Raw genomic sequence first — 22133 nt, forward strand, 5'->3', positions numbered from 1 at the left:
AGATAAAGTAATAATGGCCGTTTACAGTCATCCTCCAATATACACTTGCCGTTGCAATAGTACACTGCTTTTTAAAAGAAAACCGGAAATAACAGTGGTGACTACCGGGCATTGCTTTATGTCAGACCATAATGCCTGCCAGGAAGATGCCGCTGCAATATCCTGATATATCTCAGGAGCGGGCCGGCTGGCGCCAGTTGACTTTTTTCCAAAGCACCCAGATCCCGAAAATGATAAACGGCAGACTGAGGAGCTGCCCCATGCCAAAAGCCCATGTTTCCGTAAAAGGAGCCTGTTCTACCTTGGTATATTCGATGAAGAATCTGCTGGTGAACAGAATGATCATGAATACCCCGGTGAGAAGTCCCTCAGGCGGATACTTCCGGTAATACTGGTACAGTGCAATCAGCACAACAAAAATAATAATGCAGAATATGGCTTCATAAAGCATGCTCGGGTGCCTGGGCAGCTCATCAACCCGTGCAAATATCACCGCCCAGGAGACGTCGGTTGGAAGACCGTAAATCTCCGAATTGAAAAAATTTCCAAGACGGATAAAAGCGCCTCCCAGAATTACAGGAATACTCAACCGGTCTGTAAGCCAGAAAAAAGTGATTTCCGGATGCTTTCTGATAAAGAGCCAAAGCGCAAGCAATATGCCCACTGTAGCTCCGTGACTGGCCAGGCCGCCCTGCCAGATGTACAATACTTCCTGGATGTTCCGGATGTAGTAATCGAAGTCATAGAAAATCACATGACCCAGCCGGGCTCCGATTATGGTGGCAATGACAATGTAGGTAAGCAGCCTGTCTGCCAGCGCCACATCTTTTCCGGCATCCCGGAACAGTTTGCGGCCGATAAAATATCCGATCAGAAAAGCCGAAGCAAAAAGCGCACCGTACCATCGTATCAGAATCGGGCCAAATTGTTCGATGGTTGGGCCGGGCAGAACAAAAAAGATCAGCTGGCCGGCAACAAGACATCCGATCAGCAGTCCCGCACTCTGCCAGCCGGTCAATTCGGCCGGTTCATCTTTGCCGGAGGAACCTCGCGAACGTCTCCGGCGCTTGTGCTTATCCGCTGATTGTTTCCGCTTATCCGACTTTGCACCTTTGAGCAAACCCGGCAGAAGCAGAAAGGCCAGAATGGCAAGTATCAGACCGGGAATACTGAGCGCAAAAGGCAGTGTGACCTCACCAAGGTCCAGCATGACCGGGTTTCCTTCCCAGAAAAAAAAGTCATTATTCATAGCTCAGATCAGGATTTTTTATAAACGGAGCCATCGGGTCCGTCTTCGATTGTTATGCCGGCCTCTTTGAGACGGTCACGAATAGTATCAGCCATCGCCCAGTCTTTGTTCTTTCGTGCCTGCTGGCGGATGTCCAGCAGAAGCTGCATCACCTCGTCAAACGGAACATCCGACCCGGATGTCTCTTTTTCTGCGGGATTCCATATGGCAAGCACGTCTCTGCAGAACACAGTGATGAATCCGGAAAGTTCGGAGATATTGGCCGGGATGTCGCCTTTCTGCAATGCCGGTTTCAAAGGCCTGAGCTTTTCAAACAGAAATCCGATGGCCTTGGCCGTATTGAAGTCATCATTCATGCGTTCATGCAGGCCATCCTGAAGCGCCTGAAGGTCAAAACTGTCACCGTTTTTGCCCGTGGATGAACCGGAAGCCTTGCCACTTTGGCCGGTGCTCTTTTCTCCGGACTGACTATTGCTGTCATCGCTCTCACCGCCAGCCTGATAGATCAGATCCAGGATTTCCGACAGATTCTGATAGCCGGCCTCTGTTGATTCCAGCGCAGACTCGGAAAAATCGGTGGTGCTGCGGTAATGACTTTGAAGCAGGAAAAAACGGATGATATCCGGCGACCAGGATCTGCTGAGCAATTTGTGGCTTCCTGTGAAAAACTCCTCCAGTGAAATGGCGTTTCCGAGTGACTTGCCCATTTTCTGACCGTTCAGGGTCACCATGTTGTTGTGCATCCAGTAACGGACAAATGGCTCGTCGTGGGCTCCTTCGCACTGTGCTATCTCGCACTCATGGTGTGGAAACTGGTTTTCCAGACCGCCTCCGTGGATATCGATGGTGCGCCCGAGATACTTGGTAGCCATTGCGGAACACTCTATGTGCCAGCCGGGGAAACCGTATCCCCAGGGAGAGTCCCATTGCATGATGTGTGACTCATCGGCTTTTTTCCAGAGAGCAAAGTCGGCGGGATTTTTCTTGTCACTGCTGGTCTCGACGCGGGAGCCGCTTTCCGCTTCATCCAGACTGCGTCCGCTCAATTTTCCGTAATCCGGAAGTGTGGTGACATCAAAATAGACGTTTCCGTCAGCTTCGTAGGCATGGCCTTTTTCAATGAGCCGCTTGATCATGGCTATCTGTTCCGGGATGTGGCCGGTTGCACGCGGGGAGATATCCGGTCGCTGAACGCGAAGCCTGTCCATATCCCTGAAGTAGCGATAGGTGTATTTTTCCGCCAGTTCCATGGGCTCCAGGCGTTCGATGCGCGACTGTTTGGCCATTTTGTCTTCCCCTTCATCGGCATCGTCGGTCAGGTGGCCGACATCGGTAATATTTTGCACGTACCGGACACGGTAGCCCAGGTAGCGGAAATATCGTACAACCACATCGAAACTGATGTAACTCTTGGCGTGCCCGAGGTGAGGGTCACCGTAAACTGTAGGGCCACAGACGTAAATCCCTACAAAACCCTCTTTCAAAGGTTTGAATGGCTCTTTTTTTCTCGTCAGTGTATTGTAAATATGTACTTGCATAAGTTTTTCCGGAAGGGCAAATCCGGCAATAATGTTTTTTAAAATCAATTTCCGGAGCCGGCAACGGGCAATTATCCTGATTTCCTCATCAAAAATTCCATTGTCCGTCCCGGCAAAACTGATTCAAAGATACAAAAGCCATGAGGAAAGCATAAATATTGAATGTAAAAAATCCATATTATCCAACGGATTGTCATGGATTTCTTATTTTTCCATGAACATTGACCCTGTACCATTGCGACCGGAGAGCATATGACCGACGAAAAGATTGACCTGCTGTACAAAAAACAGAATACGGAAGTAAGGGAGCTGTTTCTGCATGGTCTTGAAGAAGTTACTCCCGGGAAAATAATTCAGTCATCGGTTTCGCTTTCCGGTGACGAACTGGTCGTGTGCGGAAGGGCCTATGACTTGAAGGAGCTCGGGAAAGTCTGGGTTTTTGGTTCGGGAAAAGCCGCGGGGCATATGGCGGAATCTCTTGAGAATATTCTCGGGAGCCGTGTTTACGATGGCATTGTGATCTGTCCTTATGGACTGAAAACCGGAACAACCCGAATTCAGCAGTTTGAGGCTTCCCACCCGGTACCGGATCTCAACAGCCACACAGCCACACTTGAGCTTATTGATGTTGCCGGGGATGTCAGGGAGAATGATCTTGTACTCTTTGTGCTGAGCGGCGGAAGCTCATCGCTGCTATGCTCTCCGCCGGAAGAAATTGACCTTGAAGACATCCGTGAGCTGAACCGGCAGCTGCTGAGCTGCGGTGCTCCGATTCGCGAAATGAACAGGATCCGGAAAAGTGTTTCCGGAGTGAAAGGAGGCAAACTCCGTGACGTCTTCGGCAAGGCCATAGTGGAAGTGCTTGCCGTATCGGATGTTCCGGACAATGATCCGGCTGTGATCGGCAGCGGTCCTTTGGTGCATGACCCCGTTCCTTCAGGCGAGGCATTGCGTCTGCTTGAAAAGTATCAGATCGATAAAAAAGTCCCGCGCAGTATCATTAAGTTTCTTGGAAAGGATGATCACTCTGATGTCGCGCCGCCGGAGCTTAAAACGTACTACAATATTCTGGCCAGTGTAGAAAAAGTTGCCGAAGGTATACGGGAAGAAGCCGGGAAAAGAGGATACCATACATGGCTTAATGACGGTTTTGTTACCGGTGAGGCCCGAAAAGTGGCTCGTCAGATTGCTGGAAAAGCTTTTAAGGTTCTGGAGAACGGAGATCCGGTTTCGCTTCCCGCGGCATTGATATTTTACGGTGAGACAACGGTCACCGTTACCGGTTCCGGTAAAGGCGGCCGGAACCAGGAAATGGCTCTGGCCATGGCCCTGGCCATTGAAGGCAAACGCGGCATCACCTTTCTGAGCGCCGGAACGGATGGCCGCGACGGAGAGACGAACGCAGCCGGGGCGGTTTGCAACAGCATGACGGCAGCGGGGGCCAGAGAGATAGGTATTGATCCCGAATCATATCTCGAGAACAATGACTCCTGGAATTTTTTCAGAAAGACAGACGGATTGGTAATTACGGGCGTTACGGGTAATAACCTGATGGATATTCAAATTGTGCTGATTGAAAAATGATTTGGGAATCACCCGGATACTTATTTCTGCTGCTGCTTATACCGGCTTTATATTTCGGCGCCCGATATATCTCGGAGCAGATCCGGAAAAAAAGAATGGCCTATTTTTCAGATGAACTCTTTTCCCGCCTTCAGGCACACCGGGATGAAAGGACGCTGAAAATCAGGGAAGGACTGTTTTTTGCGGCACTTTTTTTCCTGATAATTGCGCTTGCAGGTCCCAAGGTGGGAACGGAAGTCAGGGAGGTGACCCGGGAACAGCTTGACCTGATTGTTGCCCTGGACCTGTCTCTCAGTATGAAAGCGGAGGATGTGCGTCCCAGCCGGCTTGAAAAATCGCGGTTTGAAATTGGCCGGATGATTGACCATATGCAGAATGACCGGGTCGGACTGATCGTGTTCACCGGTCATGCGATGCTTCATTGTCCGCTGACAACCGATTATGCCGCATTCCGTATGTTTCTGGATATTGCCGAGCCCGATATCATGCCGTCAACCACCACGGACTTCCGTCCGATGTTCCGGGAGGCGGTTTCCGCTTTTGAATCATCCGGAAACAGCGAAAGCAACCGGGGGAGTGATCCTGCAAGGGTACTGGTGATATTCTCCGACGGGGAAGATCATTTCGACAGATACAGTGAACCGCTTCAGGAACTGATGGGGATGAATGTTCATATTTTTGCGGTCGGCATCGGCACTGAAGAAGGGGGAAGAATTCCCGTTCCGCACCCCGAAACCGGCGAACTTCTGGATTATCATCGTGACAGACATGGGCAAATAGTCACAACACATCTTGTCCCTGAAACACTCAGGGAAATGGCGGAGATCACCGACGGCCAGTACTATCAAATATCACGAACCGCTCACAATATTGAAGGTTTTGTCAGACAGCTGCAGCAGTTTGACCGCAGCACCTTTGCCACGGAAGAGGTTACGGAATACAGGAACCGTTATGGCATTCCGGCTGTATTTGGGGCTATTTGTCTTATAGCCATGTTGCTTATACCCGGGTATCGTCGCCATTGAAAGCTTCCCCAAATACTAAAAAACTGATAAATTCAAAATTTGGCAGATTGGGGAATCATGAAAAAATCACTTAGAGATGTTAAATCAGTACTCGTATTAGGTATTGAAAATAATATTGTACTTCCTGTAATCAGGGCATTAGGACGATTAATGCCGCATGCCAAAATATTTACGCAATCACCCATCAGTAATGGCCGGCCGGCATGGGCATCTTCTAAATATATCGCGGATCACTATTATTTTCATACAACCGGAGACTCTGACAATTTAAGGGAGGTAATCGCCTGCATTGAACGCACGCAAGCCGATATCATAATTCCGGCCAATGAAGACTATGTTCGATGGGTATCCAAAAATAAAGACACCATCAACAAACACACACTTGTCCCACCTCTTCCATCACCCACGCAATTTGATCAGCTGGTTCCGAAACATAAGCTGAATGAGTTTTTAATCGATCACAATCTTCCGCACGCCAATAATTATCGGCTTGATGATCCCATTTTGCACAACTGGAATATTGAAGTTACTCATCTTATTCTAAAACCGATTCGTGGATCGTCGGGCACGGGAATGAAAAAAATAAGTAGTATTAAAGAGTTGCATGAAACCATCCAAAATCTGGACCCGGAAAAATATTTCCTGCAGGAAGAGATTGATGGCGAAATAATGGACTGCAGTTTACTTGCAATTGATGGCGAAATAAAAGCCTGGTCCATTAAAAAAAATCTTGCGAAAGTTGGCTATAACTTTTCTACTGCCATGGAGTTTATCGAGCACAACGAGATATATAAAACAACGTGTAAGCTGGTTGAGCTTTCAGGGTATAGTGGATTGGCAAATCTGGATTATTGTCTGGATAAAAAAGACGGTCAGCCAAAACCGATTGATTTTAACGCCCGATTTTGGGTCTCTCTTTTAGGTGCGAAAGCAGCCGGGATTGATTATACTGAACTGTACTGCCTGGCAGCTTTTGGCCACTCAATAAGCAGACGTGAGTATAATAAGTGTATTTATTTGATGGGAAAAAGCGCAATGAACCATTACAGGAAAAAGGTTTTGAGTCCTTTTTCAAAACATTCCTCAACATGCATACACACTGACTTATGGGATAGAGTTACTGATCCGAAACCGGAAATTCTTCAGCTGATTAGAAACAGGTATCGTAGCGGCGTTACTTGAAATAGTACATTTTTTAAATAGTAAACACTGCTGAAAGATTTCTTGTCAGCCCGTCAACGTAAACGAATCATTACATAAAGCCTTGGTATTACATCTGACGATAAAAACCTGCAGGTTGTCGTTTCACCCGTTACCGGTTCGTTTATCCCATGGAGCCAGGATCCGGATCAGATGTTACTCTGCGATTTTTTTCATCAGCGGATTCCGGGTTGACTCAATCTCTGTTGAACCATATGTTTTTCCGCTTCAAACCGTTTTAAAATTACCATGGTACGATATTTTATTCTCGACATAGACGGATGCGTAACCATTCCGTTTCAAAGCCCCGACTGGACTGCCATCACACGAATTCGTGACCTGCAGCAGCAAAGCAAGTACGATGAACATGTCCCTGCGCTGAGTCTGTGTACCGGGCGGCCGTTGCCCTATACCGAAGCAGTGGCCCAGTGGCTCGGCATTCGCAATACTATCATCTTTGAAAGCGGAGGCGGATTCTACCATCCGATTACCAATGAGCTTACCTGGTCACCTCACTTCAGCGATGAGATCCGCCGGAAGTCCCTGGAACTGCGTAAATGGTTTCAGGATGATGTGCTGTCCCGGTTTCCCGGAGTGATGCTGGAATTCGCCAAGAAGACGGATGTCGGTATGGTGCACACAGACATCAATGAAATCAGGAAGGTGTATGACATCGCAGTGGAAAAAATCGCGGATGGGTATCCCGAATTCGAAGCACATTACACTGAAGTTTCGGTGAACATTATCGTTAAAGCGTGTAACAAAGCCTCGGGGTTGCAGTTTTTTGCAGATGAACACGGCGTCACGGCCGATGAGATTGCTTACATCGGAGATTCTTCAGGGGATACCATGGCACTGGAATGGGCTGGAGCACCCTACGCACCGGCTAATGCAATCGAAGAAGTCCGGAAACGGGCCGATGTGATGAACGGTAAAGCGACCCGGGGTGTGTTGGAGGCCTATCAACAGATCATCGCCCGCAATATGAAGAACATGTCCGGAAACAATGTCCCCGCTCAGCACAAGCAGAACACTGCCAGTGAGGATCAGTAATAAAACTCCCAAGCTCAGTTTTCGGACCTGATGCCGGGCTCATCCATCTGTTCCTCCATCAGTTGAAAGTAGCGTTCAATCAATCGCTGATAGTCGTCACGGAAACGGGAGAAATCGCTTGATTCTGCTCCTGAGCGGATCTCTTCCCTGAGTTCCTCCATGGTCATTTCAGGAATCTCCTGTTCATCGTAATCTTCTGCCGTTTCACCAAGACGCTCCTCCTCATCTTCATCCCGCCGGTGTACCGACTCCTCGACCTCAAGCATGCGTGACAGAATATTGTGCTGCCTCTCGACCATCAGGTCATCCGTGGAGCCGCCGCGCATATCATTGATGGCATCTTCCATTTCTTCGGAAAGGCGCTCCATTTCGCTCATCAGGCGGTCACCTTCCAGGCCACCGCGCCGCTGAAGTTCCCGCATTTGCTCTCTTATCTGATTCTGCTGTCGTGCCATCTGGTCGAGACGCTCCATGTGATCCCTGGTAAGCCGCTCGCCTGCAATATCATTGATGAAATCCTGAATCTGTTCGTTCAACTGCTGCTGTTCCTCAGACATGCCCTGCATCTGCTCCATCATCTGCTGCATGCTCATGGCACCTTCTCCGCCGCCGTTGCTCATGTCGTTAAGCTGATCGAGCAGATCGGCAACCATGGTGCCAATCTCATTCAGGCCGCCAAGTGACAGGCGTTCCTGTGACGTCGACCTTGACCGGTCACGGTCAATGAGATAATCGACAGCTCTGTCCATATGGCGCTGAATCTCCCGTTTGCGGTCATTGATTTTGTTGGAAAACTGGGGGATTTCAGCGGAAACCTGATACAGCGAATCCGTGAGCATATTAAACTGGCCGTTGATGTTGCGCTGCCGGCGGGCCTGCTCGATAAATCCCGGACTGTTGGAAGTCAGGTCGGATGTCCGCCTGAGCACATCTTCCTGCTCTTCAGACAGCAGAATGACAGACTCCAGTATGTATTTCAGGGCCTGCATGTTGATGTCGATGGTCTGCTGCTGCATGCTTTCCCTCATACCGGACATGGTCTGGGCCATCTGGTCCATTTGCCGGCTCATGTCCTGCTGATCCTGCTGCATTTGTGACGGATCAGCCTGGTCATCCTGCATGTCCATGATATTCTGCTCCAGCTGCTGATCCAGATCTTCCATCTGCCGGCCGATTTCCTCGCTCATTTCCTGAATCCGCTCCTGTTGCCTTTTCGGACTGCTTTCGGGCATTTTCTCGATCTTGTCTGACAACTCCTTCATCTGCTCGCGGATTTGCTCCTGCTGATTTATCTGCTCCGGGCCATACTCCTCAGATTCCGATAGCTCTGACTCTCGCTGGCTGAGATCCTCAAAAAGTTTGGACATCCGGTCAAGATCCGCATCAAGACGAAGCGACTTGAAAAGCTCGAGGGTTCGCTCGAGTCGCTCCCGGTACTTTTCCTCGCTGAACTCGATATTGTCAATTTGTTCACGCAGCTGGCTTTGGTCGAAATTGCCCAGGTTTTCCTGCATCTCTTCAAGCAGTTTCAGGATCTCCGGATCATCGATCTCATCCATCAGCTGCTGCAGCTCCCTGTATCGCTCAACCGTTTCGTCCGACATCATGTCCTGCTGTTCCATATCCCTCGTCAGTTCATCAAACTCGCGCTTGAGATCTTCCAGCTGCTGTTCGATGTCGCTGCGCTGATCACTGATATCTTCAAGCATCTGGGACTGCTCCCACTCATCATCCGGATTGGTCCGGATTTCCTCGCGCAGCTGCTCAAGGTCATCCTGCATTCTCCGGTGTGATTGCTCAACCTCAGAAAACCGGTCCTCGAAATCCGACTCTTTTTCATCCTGTTCAAAGAACCGGGAAGCCAGTGACGGTATCTCTATCACGTGGGTTGATGAACGCGAGGTCTGGTATCCGCTGATCTCGTTGTTGTCGGTTACCTCTACCCAGTATTCCAGCCGGTCCATGGGGCCAAGTCCCATATCGCTGACATCCCAGTCGAACTCAGCCATTCCGCTCGTGTTCTCAGGTACGCCAAGGTCGATGCTGCCTTCAACCGGCTTGTCAACAAACGCCTTGTGCAGGCGATAGTTCAGTTCCGATCCGGTAAAACCGAAGTCATCTTCATATTCGTAAAGCAGCGGCACCATATCGCCGACAAAATCTTCCACTCGTGATTCCGGGCTCAGGATCTCGACGCGCGGTGCCTGGTCTTCAATCACGGACAGGCGGAAACGGAAAGGGTTGCTGTTGCGCAGTCCGTATTCATCCTCCATGGCAAAATGAAAACGTTCATCTGATTCGGCTGTGAGCCCGGCCGTCATCAGCGTATCGGGGGAGACAGATAGAGTATCCCCGCTGTTTTCAGCAATGAGGGAAATACTGCTAAGCGGTTTGTTTTTTCGCGTGGTTATGCTGATTTCGGATCCCTTGACGGTTTCAACCCGGTTAAACGGATAGGAGTGGGTTTCACTGTCCATGCCGGTGTACTCCGGCGGATGAGTGGTCACTTTGAAATCCTGGAGACGGGGAAGCAGTTCGACCCGTACGTTTTTCCGCTCGCTGCGGAACCCGTCCATATCCACAAAATATTCGCTGTCTTCAAAAAGGTCGGTTTCCCTGGAAACGAAGCTGCCGTCATCGCCGCGGGTCATGCCCTGGAGCCGGGATTCGCTTTCCTGTCCGGACCGGATTCCCATGCGCACCTGCTCCGGCACGTCTCCGTCAAAACGAACCGAAACCTGGAATGAGGAACCCTGTTCGATGGTGGTATCGCCGGGAGTAATGGTAAACTCGTAGGGTATGGGCGGCTGATAACTGGCCCAGAAGGTGCTGCTTCGGTAAAGTGCGTCACTGAACAGAAAGATTGCACCCAGAAAGATCAGGGCGGATGATGCTGAAATCGTCAGTGACCACCGGAAATATCGGGAGACCGGGTGGGTGTGCAGGTATGCATTCAGCCGTTCGTCCGGATTCTGTCCGGTAATCTGCTGAAGATTTTGCTGAATAGCTGCATCAGTCAGCCCGGAGGTGCCTTCGTTGCTGCTGTTGATGATGTCCAGGGCATGGCGAAGGCCGGGCATGCCTGTCTCATCGGCTGTCTTCCGGTAAAACTTCTGAAATCCGGGAAGGTGCAGTTTTTGATGCAGCAGCCATCCCGCAGCTGCACCGGCACCCGCAACGGCAACCCAGCTGACAATTTTGGCCAGCGGTGGCAGATAAAAGGCCTGTTCAACAATGAGGAACAAGATGAGCATCCCGATGGCTGCTGAAATGGCAGCAAGTCCTGCCGTCAGCCGGCGCCGTCTGCGAAGTACGCCGTGTACAGAGCGAAAAACGGCTTCAATTCTGGTAAGATCGGGATGTTGGGACATGGCGTGATGCGTCGGTGTAAATCTTCTTCTAAGTTACGATTAAACCGTCATGTTAGTATATGGCAAAATGGTGCCGGAAAACTGCAGATGAGCGGGCCGTCAGGATGCTAAAGATCGTCAAGAGTCCCGCTCCAGCTAATCAGCGGCCGCGCCGGATCCTCGGACAGTGTGATGATCTCATTATTCGGATCGTGTTCCAGATAGATAAGTGTTTCGTTTTCAATGCATCCGGAAAACACTTCCATTTTTTCTTCGAACGTCTGAAGCGGACGCACATCAAATGCCATCACCCACGCCTGGGGCAGGTGGGCCGTGCTTGGCAGCAGGTCGGCGGCAAAGATCAGCTCGCGGTTCCCGTCCGAAATGATCGGCAGCTGCTGTCCGGATGAATGTCCGTGTACCACCCGTATCTTAAACCCCGGCTCGTAAACATGATCATCATCAATTTCCCGGATCATGCCCGATTCAGACAGTGTGCCGATATTTTCAGGAAGGTAACTTGCACGTTCCCTGATGTTGGGGCTCAGTGCATTCTCCCACTGCTTTTTATGCACCCAGTGGCGCGCATTCGGGAAGGTCATTACAGGACGATTTTCCCCGTCAAGCGATACGGCACCACCGCAGTGATCGAAATGAAGGTGAGTGAAGATGACATCTGTTACATCCGAATAGGTGAAGCCCTGTTCAGACAAAGATCTGGCAAGGGAATACTTCGAGAAATCCAGATCGTAAATTTTCGAGAATTTTTTGTCAAACTTGTGACCTGTTCCGGAATCAATCAGATAAACCCTTCCGCTCGCTTCTGACTGAACAAGCAGGCTGCGCGAGGTCATCCGGATGCGGTTCTTTTCATCACAATCAAAATAGCGGGACCACAGGGTCTTGGGTACAACACCAAACATGGCACCTCCGTCCATGCGAAAATGACCGGTCTCGATGGTGAACAGTCGGAAACTCCCGAAGGGTGAAGAGCTTTGGCTCATAACAAAGTAATTTGGATGCAGATTTGGCAGATAGCCGGAACTGGCAGTCAGACGATGCTGTCAGTGAAACGGATCCGGTAGCCGGTCAGATTTTTTTCAGCAAATCTGCCAGAAAAACCCGCACGCGGCTCAGATCCTGTGTCAATTCAACAGGCAATGACCCGTAATCTTCCTTATCTTCAGGGGATCGTTGTTTCTTTTGGTCTCTGAGAACTTTCTGTGCCCCGGCGGTGGAAAACTTTTTTTGCTGGATAAGTTCCTTCAGAGTCAGGATCAGCTGAATGTCATCCTCCTTGTAAACACGTTTGCCGGCCCGGTTTTTTGAGGGACTCAATTCGTTGAAAAGGCTCTCCCAGTATCTGAGTACATGAGGTTCCACTCCGGTCATCCGGGAAGTTTCGCCAATGGTGTAGTAGAGTTTTTTCATTTTTCGGATATTAACAGATATACAACTCAGATAATAATAATTTAAAACAACAAAGTTTGGTGAAAAATCAAAGCTCAGGGACAACAGGGAAAAAATCACGGGGAAATGCTGATGAAACAGCGGGTCCTGCAGATATTGATGTGAGTATTGTCGTTCCGTTGCTGAATGAAGAAGAATCACTGGATGAGCTGATCAGACGTATTGATCAGGCCATGTCGGGGCAATGGGAGCATGAGGTGATTCTGGTCGATGACGGCTCTACGGATGGCTCATGGGGAAAAATTTGCGAGCTCAGTGAAAACCATGCGCATATCCATGGCATTCGTTTCAGGCGGAATTACGGCAAGAGCCCTGCCCTGCAGCAGGGTTTCCGCAAAGCCCGCGGCCGGTATATCGCCACAATGGATGCTGATTTGCAGGATGATCCCGCTGAAGTACCGCAAATGATCAGCATGATACGTGAGCGCAACCTGGATTTGGTTAGCGGCTGGAAAAAGGAGCGGCATGATCCCATCAGCAAAACCATACCGTCACGTTTTTTCAACTATGTAACATCATTCACAACAGGCATCAGGCTTCATGATTTCAACTGCGGATTGAAAGTATACCGCAGCGAAGTGGTCAAGCATATCACACTGTATGGCGAGCTGCATCGCTACATTCCCTATCTGGCAAAAGAACAGGGCTTCAATCGTATTGATGAAAAAGTGGTCAAGCATCACCCCAGGGAGTTCGGCACCTCGAAATTCGGTCTCAACCGGTTTATACGCGGGTTTCTGGACCTGGTCACGCTGCTCTTTCTGGATAAGTACATGAAACGTCCCATGCATTTTTTTGGCGGGATCGGCACTCTGTTTCTGATTGTCGGCGGCGGGATCACAGTTTATCTCTCAATCATGCGCCTGTTTTTTGACATGTATCTTACCGGCCGGCCGCTGTTTCTGTTCGGAATGCTGTTCATGCTCCTCGGAATTCAGCTGTTTGCAATCGGTTTTCTGGGGGAGATGTTCAACCAGAACCGTTTCAGAACCCAGGGCGATCCTGTGAATATCAGAGCAACCACAGGGTTCGGTAATGTGCAGGAAAAGCATGCACAGCAAACAGAAAAGGGTGGGAAGCAGCATGAGTAAAATTGCCTATGATCCCACTAAGGATAAATTCGCCGCGTGGATCCGCCGATCCCGTTTTCTGCGGACCCTGTTTTTCCGGATTCTGGACCTGTTTTTTTTGAGGAGCTGGTATGTCCGCTCGGCAATGCGCCGGACCTTCCGCCGCGGGTTCTCATCACGGAAAAGCTGGCAGATACTGGATGCCGGCAGCGGATTCGGCCAGTATGACCGGTTCATGCTCAAAGCCTTTCCGAATGCCCGGATTCACGCCATTGACATCAAGGATGACTACCTGGATGACTGCCGTTATTATTTTCAGAAAGATATCGAAGCCGGCAGAATCCAGTTCAGGAATGCGGACCTGGTTACCGATGATCTGCAGGCGGAGTCGTATGATTTGGCGTTGTGTGTTGATGTGCTTGAGCACATTGAGGAGGATGTCAAGGTCATGGGTAATATAAAAGACGCCCTGAAGCCCGGCGGCTTATTCATCATGCATTCCCCTTCTCATTACTCTGAAGAAGACGCCGGAGATGAAGATTTTTTTGTGGATGAGCACGCCCGTGCCGGTTATTCTAAAGAGGAGCTTGGCGAAAAGCTTGAAAAGGCAGGCCTGGAGCCGGTTTCCCTGCACTATTCATACGGGAAATGGGGACATCGCGCATGGGTGATGCTCATAAAAATTCCCATGCTGTGGTTTACCCGCTTCGGGATGTATACGCTGCTCTGGCTGCCGTTTTATTATCTGCTGACGCTGCTGCCCGGTGTCTTCATGATGTGGCTGGACTGCCGGAAAAATAACGAGCGGGGTACGGGTATCCTGGGTATTTCCCGCCGTCCGGAATAAAAAAAAGTCCCGGCTTCCTTGGAAACCGGGACTTTCATGGTACCGCGTACGGGATTCGAACCCGTGCTACCGCCGTGAAAGGGCGGCGTCCTAGACCCCTAGACGAACGCGGCGTAATATGTGGGAGCCCAATGGGATTTGAACCCACGGCCTCCAGGGCCACAACCTGGCGCTCTAACCAACTGAGCTATGGGCTCCGTAAAGATCGGTGGAAATGTACCGCGTACGGGATTCGAACCCGTGCTACCGCCGTGAAAGGGCGGCGTCCTAGGCCTCTAGACGAACGCGGCAGCAGATTGTCTGGTACTGATACTGAGGCGACAGGCGGATTCGAACCGCCGTACGAGGTTTTGCAGACCTCTGCCTAGCCACTCGGCCATGTCGCCATAATTGCGGTTGTGTACGCCCGACAGGACTCGAACCTGTAACCTACTGCTTAGAAGGCAGTTGCTCTATCCGGTTGAGCTACGGGCGCTTTCAGGATACATGAAAACACCTTGCACTGCCGGTGTAAACCAGTAACCGCAAAAGAGTAACGGTTACGATGTATCAGTGTTGTCGGGGCGACAGGATTTGAACCTGCGACCCTCTGCTCCCAAAGCAGATGCGCTACCGGACTGCGCTACGCCCCGTACAAATATCAACCGGATATGTTCCTGTTGCCTCGTACCGATCTTTTCACCATCACTAACTGAAAGAACACCCTGAAGATGCAGCAGACATGAAATTTGCCCGTTTATAATGGGCAGATCGCTGCATTTGCAAAGACTACAAATATAAGATAATTGCAAATCCAAATCAATGAATACATGAATCAAAATTTTCAGAACAGGAACAATTCAAATCTTCCGGCCAGTCATGAATACAGGATTTCCGGAAAAGCATGCCCTTTATTTATAAAAAGTTGACTCAAAAGCCTTTGCCTGCTTCCTGCCAAGAACGTGAATCAATACAGCCGCATGGATAAGGCCAATGCCATATCCGGTAAGCTGAACAACACCGGCTGCAGGTGCCAGCAATGCCGCCGCAAGACTCCCTGTCCATCGCATAGCGTCAATAAAAAGTATCAGCAGCAAAATAAGGACCGGATAGAAGAAGGGACCACCTGCAAAAGGCAAAGAAACAACGGCAAAAATAAGATAGAGCACAAAAAGCGAGGGCAGCAGATGCAGCGCCTTCATGGTACCCGGATGCAGACGGTTCAGCACCACCCGGGCCATTCCGGAATTGTAGACCTGCTTGAAAAACTTTTTCAGGTCGGTTCTCCGCTTGTGATATACCCAGGCATCTTCAATAAGCACAGAATGGCACCCGTTTTCCATAAGCCGCATGCTTAAATCAAGATCTTCACCAAAACGAAGCTCTGAAAATCCGCCCGTTTTATCGAAAGCCGCTTTCTTCACACCCATATTAAAGCTGCGGGGATAGTACCGGTCAAGCTGTTTTTTGCCGCCGCGAATGCCCCCGGTTGTCAGAAATGAGGTCATTGTATAATCAATGGCCTTCTGTACGGGACTGAATGATGCCGCAGCACGGTCAGGTCCACCGAAAAAATCAGCTTCCTGTGATGAAAGCACCTGTTCAACCGTCTCGAAATAATGTTCCGGGATCACGCAGTCCGAGTCGAAAAAAATAAGCCAGTCTCCCTTCGCTGATGCCGCACCTGTGTTTCTTGCCGCCGCAGGACCGGCATTTTCCCGGTACAGATACTGCACTTCCAGTACATCAGAATACTTGCTGCATACACGGTCCGACTTTTCCTTCGATCCGTCCTCAACAACAATGACTTCGAAATTGCCTGCCGCAGAATTATTTCCGGATTTCCGGCTTTTCAGGACGGACAGGCTTTCCATAAGCTCTTCCAGTTCATCCGGACGGTTGTAGACAGGAATAATTACACTGAAACGGGTAGTCATGTGCTGCTCATTGGATGTAGAGTATTGAACAATTATTGCAGCTTCAATGTTAGCAAATCATAATATGAATTGCTCAGTCATCTGCCGATTAACTTCTGGATTAGGTGACATTTTTTGTATTTTTATCTGTTTTTTCAATCACATATATACCGATCAGGATATGTCAGACGCTCGTTTTTTTTGCATGGCTCTCTTCTTGTGCGGCCTGGTGTCAGTTACGGCTGCCACCGCATACAGCCAGGATGTTTCATTCAGCTATTCACCCGGCACCGGAAATTTCGCTCCGGACCAGTTCAGAACGGACCTTTTTGATGACAGTGACGACCCGGGTTCCATGCGACTGCGGGAAGGGGAGCTGGTGTTCGGTGATGGCGCCAGCATGGTTTCAGGTTTCAATCAGATGGCATTAAGTGATGACAGAAGTTATGCCGGATTCCTGTTCAAGCAGGGGGGGAATGTCACCGTGGAAGTGTACCGGACCGACGGGACGCTGCTGCACAGATTGTCTCAGCTGGTCGAGTATGACCCTGATGACCCGTCAGTTAAACTCTATATGCTGAACAACGGAAGTTTTATCTACAGGGATAATATCGCCGGTTTTACTTTTTTCGACGAAAGGGGAAAGGAAATCTTTGATGCCTACAACAGCACGGGCAGTCCTGACGGCGAATCCATTTCAGAATTTGCACCAACTCCTTTTGGCAAAAAATCCGTCATGATCAATCCCAAAATCTATCAGGGAGACAATGTCAATTCGCGTGTCCGGCTGACCGGCAGAGACGGTGATGCCACGGAGCTGGCCCATTTTAATGATATGTCAATAGAAACGGTTGACTGGCATCAAAGCACCCGTCTCATGGTTGTGCACGGCCGTGATGAAAATGACGGCAGCCACTACGGCAATGTTCTGTCATATCGCGGTAATCTTCTTCTTGAGGTTAATTACGACGATGATGAGATTGAAGAGCTTGTTCTGAGTGACTGCGGCCGGTATCTGACGGCGAGAACCACCGGACGCGCAATTGTACATCGCATATCAGACGGTGAACGGTTGGGAAGCGCCAGCTTTCGTCAGCGTATCCAGGCTGCCTCCTTCATGCCTGATGGTATGCTGGCGGTCATTACCGGTACGGATGACAACGGTCACCTGAAAAATCTCCGCGCACACATCATTGATGTGGAAGAAAGGACTGCGGCCAGGGAAGAAACAACTCTTGAAACCCATTCCAGTCCGCAGCTTTCTGTTCGTATGGAATATCTGGAGCCATCGGTTTACAGGCTTGCGGGGACCAGCAGGGAAATCATCATCCGTCACTCACTCTGAATCCGATACTCAGTCTGAACGGGAACGGTTTCATATAATTCACTATGTGAATCCCGCCACCAACGCATTATGAAATGATTGGCGGATCAAAGCGATGCTGCAAGGCTCCGGAAAAACGAAAAACCTTGTACTTTCAACAACCCCGCTGCGTATCCGCTTGACTAATTTTCGGAGTATTTTTCCGAAGTTTGTCCGCCTTTCGCGTCACCCTGCTGCGAAGGCCCCCCGTTTCCGGTACCTCCACCGTCTGAACTTGCCGCATCTGAGCTTTGCTGACTTTCCTTCTGCGACCCGGGGGAACTTCCGGTTTTATCGGATGACGTTTCAGGCGCTTTCCATTCAAACGCCAGTCCGTCCCTGGCCTTGTTCATCTTGATTTTGATCACAGACCCCTCGGCTTTCTCAGCACCGAGTATCTCTTCGGCAAGAGGATCCTCAACATAGCGCTGGATTGCCCTTTTGAGCGGCCGTGCACCAAATTTCTGGTCAAAGCCTTTGTCACTCAGAAACTCTTTTGCACCTTTGCTGATGTCGATCTTGTAGCCAAGGTTCCTGATCCGCACAAAGAGCTCTTCTGACATGTTGTCGATAATCCTGAAGATATCCTCTTTTTCAAGCGGCTTGAATACGATCACATCATCCACCCTGTTAAGGAATTCCGGATTGAAAACCTTGTTCAGTGCATCCTGGATCGTGGTTTTCATTTTGGCGTAATCAAACGTCGCTTCGGTATTGGAGAATCCGATTCCGCGTCCGAGATTTTTTATATCCCTTGCTCCGATATTGGAAGTCATAATGATGATGGTATTGCGGAAATCCACTTTGCGGCCGAGGCTGTCGGTCAGTATGCCATCATCAAGCACCTGCAGCAGGAGGTTGAATACATCAGGATGTGCTTTTTCAATTTCATCAAGCAGTACCACACTGTACGGTTTGCGCCTGACTTTCTCGGTCAGGATTCCGCCTTCTTCATATCCGACATAACCCGGAGGGGCACCAACAAGTCTGGAGACGGAAAATTTCTCCATGTATTCACTCATATCTACGCGGATGAGTGCATCGGTACTGTCGAAAAGATACTTCGCCATTACTTTGGCAAGTTCTGTTTTTCCAACACCAGTGGGCCCGAGAAAGATAAATGAACCGATCGGGCGGAAGGGATCTTTCAGTCCGGCCCGGGTTCTCTGGATGGCCTTGCTCAGCTTGGTAATGGCCTCATCCTGTCCGATGACATTGTTGGACAGCTCTTCTTTCATCTTCAGAAGCTTCTGTCCCTCGCTTTGGGCAATTTTGTTCACAGGAATGCCGGTGATCATGGCAACAATGCTGGCAACATCCTCTTCATTAACATCATAGACAATTTTTTCAGACTCTTTCTCCCATTCTCTCTGCGCACTTTCGAGTTCCTCCATGAGCCGCTTTTCCTTGTCACGAAGTCTGGCCGCATCTTCGAAGCGCTGTTTTTTGACCATATTGTTTTTTTCCGTGCTGGTCAGCTCAATTTCTTCCTCAAGCTTTATGATATGCTCGGGCACTGTGATGTTCGAAAGATGGACCCGCGCGCCGGCTTCATCGAGCGCATCAATGGCCTTGTCCGGCAAAAACCGGTCGGTTATGTAGCGGTCGGTGATGGTTACACAGGCTTTGATCGCCTCTTCAGAGTACCGCACGCTGTGGTGTTTCTCGTATTTGCTCTTGATCTGATTGAGAATGGTCATGGTTTCGTCCGGAGTTGTTGCATCAACCATGATTTTCTGGAATCTCCGCTCAAGAGCCCCGTCTTTCTCTATATATTGCCGGTATTCATTGAGCGTGGTGGCTCCGATGGCCTGTACGTCTCCGCGGGCAAGTGCCGGTTTAAGCATATTGGAGGCATCAAGCGAACCGCTGGCACCACCGGCTCCGACAATCGTATGCAACTCATCTATGAAAAGGATGATGTCGGGCGTTTTTTCAAGTTCGCTCATCATCGCTTTCATACGCTCTTCGAACTGGCCGCGGTATTTTGTTCCGGCCACCAGTGCTGCAAGGTCAAGTGCCACAACCCGTTTGTCATACAATACTCTCGACACTTTCCTTTTTATAATCCGCAGTGCAAGTCCTTCGGCTATCGCCGTTTTACCGACACCGGGTTCACCGATAAGCACAGGATTGTTTTTTTTCCGGCGGCTGAGCACTTGAGCGACTCGCTCAATTTCCTTTTCGCGACCGACAATCGGGTCGAGCTTGTCTTCTTCGGCAAGCTTGGTCAGATCGCGTCCGAAATTATCAAGAACGGGGGTTTTTGTTTTTTCCATTTTTCTTTCTCTTGCGCTGCCTGAGGATGATTTTGGATTTCGCGATGACGGAGTTTCGCTGGAACTTGTATGTGACGATTCTGACGATTTTGGTGCCTGTCCTGATACAATGAGATCCAGGTCTTCACGAACCGCATCGTATGTGATATTGAACTGCTGCAGGATTTGTGCAGCGATGTTTTCATCATCCCGTAAAAGGGATAGCAATAAATGTTCTGTGCCGATGGTGTCGCTCTTGTAGAGCTTGGCTTCCAGATAGGTGATCCGCAATACCTTCTCGGCCTGCTTTGTCAGGGGGATATTCCCCACAGTAACCGCAGCACCGGTTCCGCGGATGGTTTCTTCGATGGTCTTTTTCAGTTTGTAAAGATCACACCGGAGGTTCTTTAGTATTTTGATTGCAACACCATCGCCGAGGCGCAATATGCCCAGAATCAGATGTTCGGTGCCAATGTAGTCATGCCCCAGCCGCAAAGCTTCTTCACGACTGAACTGGATGACATCCCGCACTCGGTTTGAAAAATTCCCTTCCATACAAAAAATTCAGATTCTGTTTTATGATTACCGGGCAACGCCCTTGCGTCCTACAAAAACCACAAAAGCCCTGCATGCGTTCGAATCAACTAACGAATCTATACAGGGCTTAGTGTAAATGCAAGTACCGTTATGTGCGCCGGGTGATGCTTTTCAGGAGATGTCAGATCAGTGCCTTGCCGTCCATTTCTTCCGGTTGGGAGATGCCCATCAGTTTCAGCAGCGATGGTGCCACATCAGCCAGTATTCCGTCCCTGGCCGATGTTACCTCCGGAGCGTTGATCACTATGAAGGGAACCCGGGCAGTAGTATGTGCCGTATGTGGGCTCCCGTCGCTTTCTTTCATCTTGTCCGCATTTCCGTGATCAGAAATTACAATAATTTTGTAGTCCTGTTCGGTTGCCGCATTGACTACCTTCTCGAGGCACTGATCAATGGTCTCAACGGCTTTGACCGTAGCATCAAAATCACCGGTATGACCAACCATGTCCGGATTTGCATAATTCAGAATGATCATATCGTAAGAGTCATCCTGAATGATTTTGACAAGCTCATCGGTAAGTTCGGGGGCACTCATTTCAGGCTGATGATCGTATGTCGGCACTTTCGGACTCGGAATCATCTTCCGGTCTTCCCCTTCGTTGGGTTCCTCAACACCCCCGTTGAAGAAGTAGGTCACGTGCGGATATTTTTCTGTTTCGGCTATTCTGAGTTGACGTAACCCATGGTGTGCAATGACCTCACCGAGTGTGTTGGTCATTGAAAGGGGAGGATAGGCGACATGGACATTGGTGTAGCGCTTGTCATACTGGGTAAAGCAGACATAGTGCAGATTCAGGTCTTTTTCGACCGGAAATCCGTCAAACCCGCTGTCTGTAAGGGCAGAGGTGATCTGACGGGCGCGATCACCGCGAATGTTGTAGAAAACAACAGGGTCATCCTTTTCAAGCCGGGATGATGCCGAGTCATCGAGAAGTATCGGTTTGATAAACTCGTCCGTCACCCCTTCATCATACGAGGCCTGAACGGCTTTGGCCGGATCACTCTCTTTTACTCCTTCTCCATGGACGAGAAGATCATAGGCAAGTTTTGTACGCTCCCAGCGTCTGTCACGGTCCATGGCGTAGTACCGTCCCACAATGGAAGCAAGTTTGCCACCGCCAATCTCCGCGGCTTTTTCCTGAAACTGTCTGATATAGTTGAGACCGCCGTGCGGGGAGGTGTCCCTGCCATCCATGAATGCGTGCACGTAAATTTTTTCAATATTCTGCTGCCTGAAGAATTTCAGCAATGCAAAAACATGATCGTTGTGACTGTGCACGCCGCCGTCAGAAAACAGGCCCATGATATGAACCTTTCCTGCCTTCCTGGCTTTTTCGGCTGCCTCAAGCAATGCCTTGTTTTCAAAAAAGCCTCCGTCGGAAATGTCTTTGTTAACCCTGGTTAATTCCTGCCAGACAATGCGTCCGGCACCGATGTTGAGATGCCCGACCTCAGAGTTGCCGAACTGTCCATCGGGAAGTCCGACATCCATACCGGATGCACTCAGGGTTGAATTGGGTTTGCTTTCAAGAAGCTTGTCGACAAACGGGGTATTGGCTTTTTTAATGGCGCTTACAGAATCATCATCCGGGATTCCGTAACCATCAAGAATTGCAAGAAGAGCTTTGGCCATG

The 22133-nt window shown here is 49.7% G+C and carries 15 protein-coding genes and 6 tRNA genes; 7 read left to right on the forward strand and 14 right to left on the reverse strand.

Features of this window, described 5'->3' with window-relative positions; genetic code table 11:
- Nucleotides 1-172: 172 nt before the first annotated feature.
- Both lgt and cysS read right to left on the reverse strand, forming a co-directional pair.
- Nucleotides 173-1249 (reverse strand): prolipoprotein diacylglyceryl transferase, encoded by a 1077-nt coding sequence (gene lgt, locus NATSA_RS05945; protein ID WP_210511087.1) that lies wholly within the window; start codon nucleotides 1247-1249, stop codon nucleotides 173-175.
- Between the two features lie 8 nt (nucleotides 1250-1257).
- Entirely contained in the window at nucleotides 1258-2787 is a 1530-nt protein-coding gene (gene cysS, locus NATSA_RS05950; protein WP_210511088.1) for a cysteine--tRNA ligase, read from the reverse strand.
- Between the two features lie 252 nt (nucleotides 2788-3039).
- Between cysS and NATSA_RS05955 the strand changes: the two genes are divergently transcribed.
- The 4 genes from NATSA_RS05955 to NATSA_RS05970 all read left to right on the forward strand — a co-directional run bounded on the left by NATSA_RS05955 (nucleotide 3040) and on the right by NATSA_RS05970 (nucleotide 7649).
- Nucleotides 3040-4371, forward strand: a complete 1332-nt coding sequence (locus NATSA_RS05955; protein WP_210511089.1) for a glycerate kinase type-2 family protein — start codon at nucleotides 3040-3042, stop codon at nucleotides 4369-4371.
- A 95-nt stretch (nucleotides 4372-4466) separates the two neighbouring features.
- Nucleotides 4467-5396: a VWA domain-containing protein gene (locus tag NATSA_RS05960; protein ID WP_210511090.1), complete on the forward strand. Its 930-nt coding sequence runs from the start codon at nucleotides 4467-4469 to the stop codon at nucleotides 5394-5396.
- Nucleotides 5397-5453: 57 nt separating this feature from the next.
- Nucleotides 5454-6578 carry an ATP-grasp domain-containing protein gene (locus tag NATSA_RS05965; protein WP_210511091.1) on the forward strand — a complete coding sequence of 375 codons (1125 nt, stop codon included), beginning with the start codon at nucleotides 5454-5456 and terminating at the stop codon, nucleotides 6576-6578.
- A 267-nt stretch (nucleotides 6579-6845) separates the two neighbouring features.
- Nucleotides 6846-7649, forward strand: coding sequence for an HAD hydrolase family protein (locus tag NATSA_RS05970; protein WP_210511092.1), 804 nt, complete (start codon nucleotides 6846-6848; stop codon nucleotides 7647-7649).
- 14 nt (nucleotides 7650-7663) lie between these two features.
- On the opposite strand, the gene NATSA_RS05975 is transcribed toward NATSA_RS05970, so the two are convergent.
- From NATSA_RS05975 to NATSA_RS05985, 3 genes are all read right to left on the reverse strand, one after another.
- Complete coding sequence (locus NATSA_RS05975) at nucleotides 7664-11020, reverse strand: coiled-coil domain-containing protein (RefSeq protein ID WP_210511093.1); 3357 nt, start codon at nucleotides 11018-11020, stop codon at nucleotides 7664-7666.
- A gap of 107 nt (nucleotides 11021-11127) precedes the next feature.
- Entirely contained in the window at nucleotides 11128-12003 is an 876-nt protein-coding gene (locus tag NATSA_RS05980) for an MBL fold metallo-hydrolase (protein ID WP_210511094.1), read from the reverse strand.
- Nucleotides 12004-12088: 85 nt separating this feature from the next.
- Nucleotides 12089-12430 carry a MerR family transcriptional regulator gene (locus NATSA_RS05985; RefSeq protein ID WP_210511095.1) on the reverse strand — a complete coding sequence of 114 codons (342 nt, stop codon included), beginning with the start codon at nucleotides 12428-12430 and terminating at the stop codon, nucleotides 12089-12091.
- Between the two features lie 59 nt (nucleotides 12431-12489).
- Here NATSA_RS05985 and NATSA_RS05990 point away from each other — a divergent pair, with 59 nt between their 5' ends.
- Both NATSA_RS05990 and NATSA_RS05995 read left to right on the forward strand, forming a co-directional pair.
- On the forward strand, nucleotides 12490-13560 hold the full coding sequence (locus tag NATSA_RS05990; RefSeq protein WP_336244691.1) for a glycosyltransferase family 2 protein: 1071 nt from the start codon (nucleotides 12490-12492) through the stop codon (nucleotides 13558-13560).
- The gene (locus tag NATSA_RS05995; protein WP_210511096.1) at nucleotides 13553-14386 is read left to right on the forward strand and encodes a class I SAM-dependent methyltransferase; all 834 of its coding nucleotides are present in this window, start codon (nucleotides 13553-13555) and stop codon (nucleotides 14384-14386) included. Before NATSA_RS05990 ends, NATSA_RS05995 begins: the two co-directional genes overlap by 8 nt.
- Before the next feature lie 37 nt (nucleotides 14387-14423).
- Here the strand turns inward: NATSA_RS05995 and NATSA_RS06000 are convergent.
- From NATSA_RS06000 to NATSA_RS06030, 7 genes are all read right to left on the reverse strand, one after another.
- Nucleotides 14424-14499: transfer RNA gene (locus tag NATSA_RS06000), tRNA-Glu, on the reverse strand.
- A gap of 10 nt (nucleotides 14500-14509) precedes the next feature.
- Nucleotides 14510-14583: transfer RNA gene (locus NATSA_RS06005), tRNA-His, on the reverse strand.
- A 20-nt stretch (nucleotides 14584-14603) separates the two neighbouring features.
- Nucleotides 14604-14676 (reverse strand) — tRNA-Glu (locus NATSA_RS06010).
- Nucleotides 14677-14701: 25 nt separating this feature from the next.
- A tRNA-Cys gene (locus NATSA_RS06015) sits at nucleotides 14702-14772 on the reverse strand.
- Nucleotides 14773-14787: 15 nt separating this feature from the next.
- A tRNA-Arg gene (locus NATSA_RS06020) sits at nucleotides 14788-14861 on the reverse strand.
- Nucleotides 14862-14944: 83 nt separating this feature from the next.
- Nucleotides 14945-15018: transfer RNA gene (locus NATSA_RS06025), tRNA-Pro, on the reverse strand.
- Between the two features lie 258 nt (nucleotides 15019-15276).
- Nucleotides 15277-16302 carry a glycosyltransferase gene (locus NATSA_RS06030; RefSeq protein ID WP_210511097.1) on the reverse strand — a complete coding sequence of 342 codons (1026 nt, stop codon included), beginning with the start codon at nucleotides 16300-16302 and terminating at the stop codon, nucleotides 15277-15279.
- 184 nt (nucleotides 16303-16486) lie between these two features.
- On the opposite strand from NATSA_RS06030, the gene NATSA_RS06035 reads away from it, so the two are divergent.
- Nucleotides 16487-17626 carry a hypothetical protein gene (locus NATSA_RS06035; RefSeq protein WP_210511098.1) on the forward strand — a complete coding sequence of 380 codons (1140 nt, stop codon included), beginning with the start codon at nucleotides 16487-16489 and terminating at the stop codon, nucleotides 17624-17626.
- 161 nt (nucleotides 17627-17787) lie between these two features.
- On the opposite strand, the gene NATSA_RS06040 is transcribed toward NATSA_RS06035, so the two are convergent.
- Together NATSA_RS06040 and gpmI are read right to left on the reverse strand one after the other, a co-directional pair.
- Entirely contained in the window at nucleotides 17788-20457 is a 2670-nt protein-coding gene (locus NATSA_RS06040; protein ID WP_210511099.1) for an ATP-dependent Clp protease ATP-binding subunit, read from the reverse strand.
- A gap of 163 nt (nucleotides 20458-20620) precedes the next feature.
- A complete protein-coding gene (gene gpmI / locus NATSA_RS06045) occupies nucleotides 20621-22132 on the reverse strand; it encodes a 2,3-bisphosphoglycerate-independent phosphoglycerate mutase (protein WP_210511100.1) in 1512 nt (503 codons plus the stop codon).
- Nucleotide 22133: the final 1 nt, after the last annotated feature.

The sequence above is a fragment of the Natronogracilivirga saccharolytica genome, from assembly GCF_017921895.1.
In the GTDB taxonomy this organism is placed as follows: Bacteria; Bacteroidota; Rhodothermia; order Balneolales; family Natronogracilivirgulaceae; genus Natronogracilivirga; species Natronogracilivirga saccharolytica.

Coding starts and splice junctions, on each gene's coding strand:
- NATSA_RS06030 (WP_210511097.1), bottom strand. CDS start 16,302: ATGACTACCCGTTTCAGTGTAATTATTCCTGTCTACAACCGTCCGGAT.
- NATSA_RS05980 (WP_210511094.1), bottom strand. CDS start 12,003: ATGAGCCAAAGCTCTTCACCCTTCGGGAGTTTCCGACTGTTCACCATC.
- NATSA_RS05985 (WP_210511095.1), bottom strand. CDS start 12,430: ATGAAAAAACTCTACTACACCATTGGCGAAACTTCCCGGATGACCGGA.
- NATSA_RS05960 (WP_210511090.1), top strand. CDS start 4,467: ATGGCCTATTTTTCAGATGAACTCTTTTCCCGCCTTCAGGCACACCGG.
- NATSA_RS05970 (WP_210511092.1), top strand. CDS start 6,846: ATGGTACGATATTTTATTCTCGACATAGACGGATGCGTAACCATTCCG.
- NATSA_RS06035 (WP_210511098.1), top strand. CDS start 16,487: ATGGCTCTCTTCTTGTGCGGCCTGGTGTCAGTTACGGCTGCCACCGCA.
- gpmI (WP_210511100.1), bottom strand. CDS start 22,132: ATGGCCAAAGCTCTTCTTGCAATTCTTGATGGTTACGGAATCCCGGAT.
- cysS (WP_210511088.1), bottom strand. CDS start 2,787: ATGCAAGTACATATTTACAATACACTGACGAGAAAAAAAGAGCCATTC.
- NATSA_RS05975 (WP_210511093.1), bottom strand. CDS start 11,020: ATGTCCCAACATCCCGATCTTACCAGAATTGAAGCCGTTTTTCGCTCT.
- NATSA_RS05955 (WP_210511089.1), top strand. CDS start 3,040: ATGACCGACGAAAAGATTGACCTGCTGTACAAAAAACAGAATACGGAA.
- NATSA_RS06040 (WP_210511099.1), bottom strand. CDS start 20,457: ATGGAAGGGAATTTTTCAAACCGAGTGCGGGATGTCATCCAGTTCAGT.
- NATSA_RS05995 (WP_210511096.1), top strand. CDS start 13,553: ATGAGTAAAATTGCCTATGATCCCACTAAGGATAAATTCGCCGCGTGG.
- NATSA_RS05965 (WP_210511091.1), top strand. CDS start 5,454: ATGAAAAAATCACTTAGAGATGTTAAATCAGTACTCGTATTAGGTATT.
- lgt (WP_210511087.1), bottom strand. CDS start 1,249: ATGAATAATGACTTTTTTTTCTGGGAAGGAAACCCGGTCATGCTGGAC.